At 74.2% G+C, this 8,530-nt stretch carries 7 protein-coding genes; 5 read left to right on the forward strand and 2 right to left on the reverse strand.

Translation table 11 applies throughout. From position 1 onward, the window contains the following. Positions 1 to 39 precede the first annotated feature (39 nt). Complete coding sequence (locus ACIQVZ_RS37110; RefSeq protein WP_402456328.1) at positions 40 to 1,239, forward strand: 8-amino-7-oxononanoate synthase; 1,200 nt, start codon at positions 40 to 42, stop codon at positions 1,237 to 1,239. 84 nt (positions 1,240 to 1,323) lie between these two features. Further along, on the forward strand, positions 1,324 to 1,845 hold the full coding sequence (locus tag ACIQVZ_RS37115; protein WP_350882343.1) for a hypothetical protein: 522 nt from the start codon (positions 1,324 to 1,326) through the stop codon (positions 1,843 to 1,845). 5 nt (positions 1,846 to 1,850) lie between these two features. Here ACIQVZ_RS37115 and ligD read toward each other — a convergent pair whose 3' ends face one another. Continuing rightward, positions 1,851 to 2,858 carry a non-homologous end-joining DNA ligase gene (ligD, locus tag ACIQVZ_RS37120; RefSeq protein WP_402456331.1) on the reverse strand — a complete coding sequence of 336 codons (1,008 nt, stop codon included), beginning with the start codon at positions 2,856 to 2,858 and terminating at the stop codon, positions 1,851 to 1,853. Positions 2,859 to 3,002: 144 nt separating this feature from the next. Here ligD and ACIQVZ_RS37125 point away from each other — a divergent pair, with 144 nt between their 5' ends. Then, positions 3,003 to 4,064, forward strand: coding sequence for an ATP-dependent DNA ligase (locus tag ACIQVZ_RS37125; RefSeq protein WP_380562716.1), 1,062 nt, complete (start codon positions 3,003 to 3,005; stop codon positions 4,062 to 4,064). An 88-nt stretch (positions 4,065 to 4,152) separates the two neighbouring features. Here the strand turns inward: ACIQVZ_RS37125 and ACIQVZ_RS37130 are convergent, their stop codons facing one another. After that, complete coding sequence (locus ACIQVZ_RS37130; RefSeq protein WP_402456333.1) at positions 4,153 to 5,607, reverse strand: serine hydrolase domain-containing protein; 1,455 nt, start codon at positions 5,605 to 5,607, stop codon at positions 4,153 to 4,155. A gap of 467 nt (positions 5,608 to 6,074) precedes the next feature. Between ACIQVZ_RS37130 and tdh the strand changes: the two genes are divergently transcribed. Continuing rightward, positions 6,075 to 7,103 carry an L-threonine 3-dehydrogenase gene (gene tdh / locus ACIQVZ_RS37135; protein ID WP_350882334.1) on the forward strand — a complete coding sequence of 343 codons (1,029 nt, stop codon included), beginning with the start codon at positions 6,075 to 6,077 and terminating at the stop codon, positions 7,101 to 7,103. 31 nt (positions 7,104 to 7,134) lie between these two features. Then, positions 7,135 to 8,328, forward strand: coding sequence for a glycine C-acetyltransferase (locus ACIQVZ_RS37140; protein ID WP_350882332.1), 1,194 nt, complete (start codon positions 7,135 to 7,137; stop codon positions 8,326 to 8,328). Positions 8,329 to 8,530 lie beyond the last annotated feature (202 nt).

The following is an 8,530-nucleotide window of genomic DNA, read 5'->3' on the forward strand; positions in this document are numbered from 1 at the left end:
CATTGATCGCGGCGGCGGCGCCGTGCCAGAGTGCCGGGCATGGTCCAACCGCTCGCGTCCGCAACGCACACCACCGACCTCGCCCCGGCGGCCGTCTTCGACTGGCTCGACGAGGCCGCCGAACTGCGGGCCGAGGCCGGGCTGACGCGCCGGCTGCGCAGCCGCGCGGCGCAGGACCCGGTGCTCGACCTGGCCGGGAACGACTACCTGGGGCTGACCAGGCACCCGGCGGTGACGCAGGCGGCCGCCGAGGCGGCGCTGCGCTGGGGCGGGGGGTCGACCGGGTCGCGGCTGGTGACCGGGACGACCGCGCTGCACACCGAACTGGAGGAGGAGCTCGCCGCGTTCTGCGGGGTGGAAGCGGCGCTGGTGTTCTCCTCCGGCTACACCGCCAACCTGGCCGCGCTGACCGCGCTCACCGACCCGGACACGCTGATCGTGTCGGACGCCTACAACCACGCCTCGCTGATCGACGGCTGCCGGCTCGCCCGCGCGGACGTCCACCGGGCCCCGCACAGCGACCCGCAGGCCGTCCGGGAGGCGCTGGAGCGCCGGACGCAGCGGCGGGCGCTGGTGGTCAGCGACTCGGTGTTCTCGGTGGACGGCGACGCCGCCCCGCTGACCGGGCTGTCCGCCGCCGCCCGGGCGCACGGCGCCGCGCTGCTGGTCGACGACGCGCACGGGCTGGGCGTCCTCGGCCCCGGCGGCGCCGGGGCGCTCGCGGCCGCCGGGCTCGCCGGGCAGCCGGACACCGTCGCCACCGTCACGCTCTCCAAGTCGCTCGGCTCGCAGGGCGGCGCCGTGCTCGGGCCGCGCCGGGTGATCCGCCACCTCACCGAGACCGCCCGCACCTTCATCTTCGACACCGGCCTCGCCCCGGCCGCCGTCGCCGCCGCCCTCGCCGCGCTGCGCCTGCTGCGCGCCGAGCCGCACCGCGCCGACCGCACCCGCGAGGTGGCCCGCGGCCTCGCGGCCCGGCTGACCGCCGCCGGACTCCGGGCCTGCGAGCCGGACGCGGCCGTCGTCTCGGTCCGCGCCCCGGGCGCGGAGGCTGCCGTCGCCTGGGCTGCCGACTGCCGGCGGGCCGGGCTCGCCGTTGGCTGCTTCCGCCCGCCGTCCGTCCCGGACGGGGTGTCCCGGCTGCGCCTCACCGCGCGCGGGGACCTGACGGACGCGCAGCTCGCGGAGGCGGTCCGGATCATCGCCGAGCTGGCGCCGGAGGGCGCCCGGGCCGGCTGACACCCGCGCCGGGAGGGCCGCCCGGCCGGCCGCCCGTGCAACCGTCCGGCCGTCGGTGGCGTCACCCCGACGGGGGGTGGGTCGATGGGGGTGGCGGTGCGGCGGTGGGGGCCGGTGGCGGCCGGGGTGCTGTTGGTGTTGCTGTCCGGGTGGCTGGTGGGCGGGCCGGTGCGGCAGTTCGGGCAGGCGGCGGGGCTGGTGGGGGCGCCCGGGATGTTCCGCGCGGAGCGGTGTCTGATCCCGGCGAACGAGGACGGCCCGCGTCCTTCGGACTGCCGGGGCGTGTTCCGCCCGGACGGTGGCGGCCCGGCGCGCGAGCACGCCCGGATGCGGGCGGGCGCGATGGTCGGCGAGGACGTCTGGGCGGTGTGCGAGGGGGACGAGTGTCACCTGGTGTCGGACGCCGAGGTGGCGCGGACGGTGACGCTGCTGGCGCTGGCCCTGGCACCGGGTGTGGCGGGCGTGCTGCTGACCGGCTTCGGCCTGCGTGCGGGGCGGGTCGGCCGGGGGCTGCTGCTCTCCGGCGCGGTCGGGGGCGCCGTGCTGTTCACGCTGGTGGTGCTGGGCGGCGTCTTCTGGTTCGTGCTGGCCATGACGGGGGTGTGAGCGCCCTAGGGTTTCCGGGCCCGGCTGGGCTGCACCCTGGTCGGCTCGCCGGCCGCCTTGGGGTGGTCGGGCGGGTACGGGAGCTCGCCGAGGCCCTCGTCGCGCAACTGCTTGTCGTACAGCTCCAGCAGGCCGTCCAGGCGATACGCCCGGCCGTCCATCTCGGCGTTCAGGTCGCCGAGTTCGGCGAAGCGGGCGGGGACGGTGCGCAGGTCGAAGTCCTCGGGGGAGGCGTCGTCGAGCTCCTCCCAGCGCAGCGGGGTCGAGGCGGTGGCGCGGGGACGGGCGCGCAGGGAGTAGGCGGAGGCGATGGTGCGGTCGCGGGCCATCTGGTTGTAGTCGACGAAGATCCGCTCGCCGCGCTCCTCCTTCCACCAGGCGGTGGTGACCTGCCCGGGCATGCGCTGTTCCAGCACCCGGCCGAGGGCGATCACCGCGTGCCGGCCGTCGGCGAAGGTCCACTCGGGCACCAGCGGGACGTACACGTGCAGGCCCCGCCCGCCGGAGGACTTGGGCCAGCCGCGCAGCCCGTACTCCTCCAACAGGGCGCGCAGTTCGTGGGCGGCGCGGACGGCGTCGTGGAAGTCGGTGCCGGGCTGCGGGTCGAGGTCGATGCGCAGCTCGTCGACGTGCTCGGTGTCGGAGCGGCGGACCGGCCAGGGGTGGAAGGTGAGGCAGCCCAGGTTGGCGGCCCACAGCACGGCGGCCGGCTCGGTGGGGCAGATCTCGTCGGCGGATCGGCCGCTGGGGAAGTTGATCCGGGCGGTGGGCAGCCAGTCCGGCAGGCCCTTGGGGGCGCGTTTCTGGTAGAAGAACTCGCCGTCCACGCCGTCCGGGAAGCGCTGCAGGGTGGTGGGCCGGTCGCGCAGTCCGCGCAGCACCCCGTCGGCGACGGCCAGGTAGTACTGCGCGACGTCCAGCTTGGTGAAGCCGCGCTCGGGGTAGTACACCTTGTCCGGGTTCGACAGCCGGACGCTGCGCCCGGCGACATCCAGTTCCACGGCTGAGCCCATGCCCCTCACGCTAAGGGCGCCGTGCCCCGCGCGCGTCTTTTCGGCGTGCGCCCTTTCCACGGTGCGCCCTTTCCGCGGTGCGCCCTCTTCGCCCTGCGCCCTCTCGTCGCGCGCCTTCCGGCCGTGCGCGCGAGGATCGGAGCCATGGACCTGCCCGTGATGCCGCCGGTGGCGCCGATGCTCGCCAAGTCGGTGGCGAAGATCCCGCCGGGGATGCAGTACGAGGCCAAGTGGGACGGCTTCCGGACGATCGTGTTCCGCGACGGCGACGAGGTGGAGCTCGGCAGCCGCACCGGCAAACCGCTGACCAGGTACTTCCCCGAGCTGGTCGCCGCGCTGCGGCGGGAGCTGCCGCCGCGCTGCGTGCTGGACGGCGAGGTGGTGATCGCCCGGGACGGCCGGCTGCGGTTCGAGGAACTGCTGGAACGCATCCACCCGGCGGCGAGCCGGGTGCGGCTGCTGGCGGAGCGGACGCCCGCCTCCTTCATCGCCTTCGACCTGCTCGCGCTCGGTGACGCCCCGCTGCTGGACGAGCCGCTGTCGGTGCGCCGCGCGGCCCTGGAGACGGCGCTCGGCGCCGCCCGCGACCCGGTGTTCACCGCCCCCGCCTCCACCGACCGGGACGTGGCGCAGACCTGGTTCGCCGAGTACGAGGGCGCCGGACTGGACGGCGTGGTGGCCAAGCCGCTGGACCAGCCGTACCGGCCGGGCGAGCGGACCATGTTCAAGATCAAGCACGAGCGCACCGCCGACTGCGTGGTGGCCGGCTACCGCGAGCACAAGAGCGGCCCGGTGGTCGGCTCGCTGCTGCTGGGCATCAACGACGCCGAGGGCCGGCTCCAGCACGTCGGCGTCTGCGCCGCGTTCTCGATGGCCCGCCGCCGCGAACTCGCCGAGGAACTGGCCCCGTTGCGGATGACCGACCTCTCCCGACACCCGTGGGGCGGCTGGGCGGACGAGGCGGCGCACGCCGAGGGCCGGCTGCCGGGTGCGGTCAGCCGGTGGACCGGCGGCAAGGACCTCTCCTGGGTCGCGCTGCGCCCCGAGCGGGTGGTTGAGGTCGCCTACGACCACATGGAGGGCACCCGCTTCCGGCACACCGCGCAGTTCCGCCGCTGGCGGCCGGACCGCACGCCTGAGAGCTGCACCTACGCGCAGCTGGAGGAACCCGTCTCCTACGATCTGGCGCGTGTACTGGGCAGTTGACGGCGCGTCGGAGGCCCGGCCCGGATCACCGGGCCGGGCCTCCGACGGGTTGCGTTCCGACGGCTCGGGCGCTCGGGCGGTCCGGAGCTCAGGCGTTGACCGTGGTCGGCGCGCCGGAGGGGGACCCGGGGGCGCCGGGCGAGGCCGGGGACGAGGCCGACCCCGACCCCGACCCCGAGGGCGAGAGCGAGGGTGACGGCGACGCGGACCCCGAGGACGTGGCCGACGGCGAGGCGGTGTTCACCGGCGGGATCGAGTAGACGTTCTTCGGCGAGACGATCTGCGTGATCGCCTTCGCGAACAGCGAGGACGGCTCCGAACCCCGGTACGGCACATCGGTGTTGAGCAGCACCACCAGGGTGGCCTGGGACTGCGGCAGATACACCGCCACGGTCTCGTAACCGGGCAGCGAGCCGTTGTGCCCGATCCACCCGTTGTTGTTGAACAGCCCGAGGCCGTAGCCGACGCCGGGGTCCCCGGTCGGCTGGGTCTTCAACCGCTGGGACTGGGTGTCCTGCTTCAGCAGGGAGCCGGTGGCCAGGGACTTCGACCAGTTCTGCAGGTCGGTGAGGTTGGAGATGACCGCCCCGGCCGACCAGGCCCAGGACGGGTTCCAGTCGGTGGCGTCCGTGGTCTGGCCGTTGGGCGTCTGGTCGGTGTAGCCGCGGGCGTGCGGGTCGGGGAAGGTCTCGTCGGTCGGGAAGACCGTCCCGTTCAGTCCGGCCTGGCTGAACACCTGGTCCTTGAGGAACTGGCCCACGGGCTCCCCGCCGGCCTTCTCGATGACCTTGCCGAGCAGGATGTAGTTGCTGTTGCTGTACTGGAACTTGCTGCCCGGCGGGAAGTTCGCCGGGTGCTTGTACCCGTAGGCGAGCAGCTCGTCGGGCGTGAAGACCCGGTTCGGGTCGCTGATCAGCGCGTTCACGAAGTCCGGGTCGGAGGTGTACGGGAACAGGCCGCTGCGCATCCCGGCGAGCTGGCGGATGGTGATCTTGTCGCCGCCGGGCACGCCGTCCACGTACTTGGAGACCGGGTCGTCCAGGCCCACCTTGCCCTGGTCGACCAGCCGCAGCACGCCGGTCGCCGTGAAGGTCTTGGTCACGCTGCCGATCCGCATGTTCAGGTCGGGCGACATCGGGGTGCCGGCGGACTTGTCGGCCTGGCCGAAGGCCCGCTGGTAGCTGCCGTCGGGGGTGGTGATCCCGACGATCACGCCGGGGGTGGAGGTCTGGTTCAGCACCTGCTTGATCGCGGCGTCCAGCTGGTTGGCGACGTCGGGGGTCAGCGGCACCACCGCGCCGGCCGAGCCGCTCGCCGAGCCGCTCGCCGAGCCGCTCGCGGCGCCCGAACCGGCGCTGGAGCCCGGCGCGGACGGGCTGAGCGCGGCCGGCTCGGCGGTGAGGGCCGCGCCGCCGGCCTGCTTCGGCGGCGACCCGCCGGAGCAGGCCGCGGTCGCGAGCAGGCCGGTCAGTGCCAGGGCGGCGCAGGCCGCTCGGCGGGTGGAACGGGACGCGGCCGGATGCGGCCGTCGGAGCGTGGTCATAGGTCGAGGCGCCTCTCTGCGGCGGACGGCCCCGGAGCGCTGCTCCACGAGGCCGACGGGGGAGCGCCGCCACCGTAAGCACCGCCGGTGCGGCCCCGCTCGTCGGCCGCCGCGGGGCTGACCCGAACGGACCGGCGGTCAGCCGACTGCCCCAGCCGGCTGGCGCACATCGCCTCCCGTGCTGTCAAGGACCGCTGCCCACTGGTGGGTTGGTGTCGCGGAAGCGGGCTCGCGCTCGGCCGGACGGGTGAGCACCGGCACGCCGCACCCGCCCCCGGCCCCAGCTCGGGCACGATCGTTTAGCCCAGCTGTGGCCGCCCTTAAGAATTCCTCGATGGACCGAACCCACCCTCACCAGGCAGATTTCTGCCTGCCCGGATCGCGTCCGCCAGGAACGGCCACACCGGGGCCACTCGGCCTGCCCACCCGCGAAGGCCGCCCCACTCGCACGTCAGGAGCCGACGCCCGTGAAGGCACTCGTCAAGCAGAAGGCCGAGCCCGGGCTCTGGCTGGTGGACGTCCCGAAGCCGGAGATCGGCCCCGGCGAGGTGCTGATCAAGGTGCTGCGGACCGGCATCTGCGGCACCGACCTGCACATCCGCAACTGGGACGGCTGGGCCCAGCAGACCATCACGACCCCGTTGGTGCTCGGCCACGAGTTCGTCGGCGAGGTCGCCGAGATCGGCGCCGGCGTCGCGGACATCGCGGTCGGCGACCTGGTCAGCGGCGAGGGCCACCTGGTCTGCGGCAAGTGCCGCAACTGCCAGGCCGGCCGCCGCCACCTGTGCCGCAACACGGTCGGCCTCGGCGTCGGCCGGGACGGCGCCTTCGCCGAGTACGTGGCCCTGCCCGCCTCCAACGTCTGGGTGCACCGGGTGCCGGTCGACCTGGACGTGGCCGCGATCTTCGACCCGTTCGGCAACGCCGTCCACACCGCGCTCTCCTTCCCGCTGGTCGGCGAGGACGTGCTGATCACCGGCGCGGGCCCGATCGGCATCATGGCCGCCGCCGTCGCCAAGCACGCCGGCGCCCGCAACGTGATGATCACCGACGTCTCCCCGTACCGCCTCGACCTGGCCCGGGAGGTCGGCGTCACGCTGGCGCTGAACGTCGCCGAGCACACCATCGAGGAGGGCCAGCAGAAGCTCGGCCTGCGCGAGGGCTTCGACGTCGGCCTGGAGATGTCCGGCCGCCCCGAGGCGATGCAGTCGATGATCGCCAACATGACCCACGGCGGGAAGATCGCCGTGCTCGGCCTGCCCGCCGAGCAGTTCCCGATCGACTGGGCCTCGGTCGTCACCTCGATGATCACCATCAAGGGCATCTACGGCCGCGAGATGTTCGAGACCTGGTACGCGATGTCCGTGCTGCTGGAGGGCGGGCTGGACCTCGCCCCGGTGATCACCGGCCGGTACGCCGCCGACGACTTCGCGGCCGCCTTCGACGAGGCCGCCAGCGGCCGCTGCGGCAAGATCATCCTCGACTGGACCGCCTGAGCCCCCCGTTCGTCCTCGTTAGGAGTCCGCAGTGTTCGACAACGTGCGCGCCGACATCGCCACCACCCTCGACGAGATCCGCGAGGCCGGGCTCTTCAAGCCCGAGCGGGTCATCGGCACCCCGCAGAGCGCCGCGGTCACCGTCACCGGCGGCGGCCGCCCCGGTGAGGTGCTGAACTTCTGCGCCAACAACTACCTGGGCCTGGCCGACCACCCCGAGGTGCTCGCCGCCGCCAAGGACGCGCTGGACCGCTGGGGCTACGGCATGGCCTCGGTGCGCTTCATCTGCGGCACCCAGGACGTCCACAAGGCGCTGGAGGACCGGCTCTCGGCCTTCCTGGGCCAGGAGGACACCATCCTGTACTCCTCCTGCTTCGACGCCAACGGCGGCGTCTTCGAGACCCTGCTCGACGACCGCGACGCCGTCATCTCCGACGCGCTCAACCACGCGAGCATCATCGACGGCATCCGGCTCAGCAAGGCCCGCCGCCACCGCTACGCCAACCGCGACCTCGCCGACCTGGAGCAGCAGCTCAAGGAGACCCAGGACGCCCGCCGCCGCCTGATCGTCACCGACGGCGTGTTCTCGATGGACGGCTACGTCGCCCCGCTGCGCGAGATCTGCGACCTGGCCGACCGCTACGACGCCATGGTCATGGTCGACGACTCGCACGCCGTCGGCTTCGTCGGCCCCGGCGGCCGCGGCACCCCCGAACTGCACGGCGTGATGGACCGCGTGGACATCATCACCGGCACCCTCGGCAAGGCGCTCGGCGGCGCCTCCGGCGGCTACGTCGCCGCCCGCCGGGAGATCGTCGCCCTGCTGCGCCAGCGCTCCCGCCCGTACCTGTTCTCCAACTCGCTCGCCCCGGTGATCGCGGCGGCCTCGCTGAAGGTGCTCGACCTGGTCGAGCAGTCCAACGAGCTGCGCGAGCGGCTGGCGGCCAACACGGCGCTGTTCCGCAGCAGGATGACCGAGGCCGGCTTCGAGATCCTGCCGGGCGACCACCCGATCGCCCCGGTGATGATCGGCGACGCGGCCAAGGCCGGCCGGCTCGCCGAACTGCTGCTGGAGCGCGGCGTGTACGTGATCGGCTTCTCGTTCCCGGTCGTCCCGCACGGCCAGGCCCGGATCCGGGTACAGCTGTCCGCCGCGCACTCCACCGAGGACGTCGAGCGCGCCGTCGCCGCCTTCGTCGACGCGCGCGCCGCGCTGGGCGAGTAGGCCCCGTCCGGCACTGAGCAAGCCGACAGCCTCATGAGCTGCCCGCGGGCCGGTCCGCTCGGAACCGGACCGGCCCGCGGGCTCACCATCGTCGTGGGGGGGGGGGGGGGGCGCCCGCCCCCCCCCCCCCCCCCCCCCCCCCACAACCCCCCCCCCCCCCCCCGGCGGGGGGGGGGCGGGGCCGCCCCCGCGCCCCCCCCCC

It is taken from the genome of Kitasatospora sp. NPDC098663, from assembly GCF_044760075.1.
In the GTDB taxonomy this organism is placed as follows: domain Bacteria; phylum Actinomycetota; class Actinomycetes; order Streptomycetales; family Streptomycetaceae; genus Kitasatospora.

Bases quoted from the DNA above. Each gene is read 5' to 3' on its own strand.
- ACIQVZ_RS37110 (WP_402456328.1), top strand. From the start codon at position 40: ATGGTCCAACCGCTCGCGTCCGCAACGCACACCACCGACCTCGCCCCG.
- ACIQVZ_RS37115 (WP_350882343.1), top strand. From the start codon at position 1,324: ATGGGGGTGGCGGTGCGGCGGTGGGGGCCGGTGGCGGCCGGGGTGCTG.
- ligD (WP_402456331.1), bottom strand. From the start codon at position 2,858: ATGGGCTCAGCCGTGGAACTGGATGTCGCCGGGCGCAGCGTCCGGCTG.
- ACIQVZ_RS37125 (WP_380562716.1), top strand. From the start codon at position 3,003: ATGGACCTGCCCGTGATGCCGCCGGTGGCGCCGATGCTCGCCAAGTCG.
- ACIQVZ_RS37130 (WP_402456333.1), bottom strand. From the start codon at position 5,607: ATGACCACGCTCCGACGGCCGCATCCGGCCGCGTCCCGTTCCACCCGC.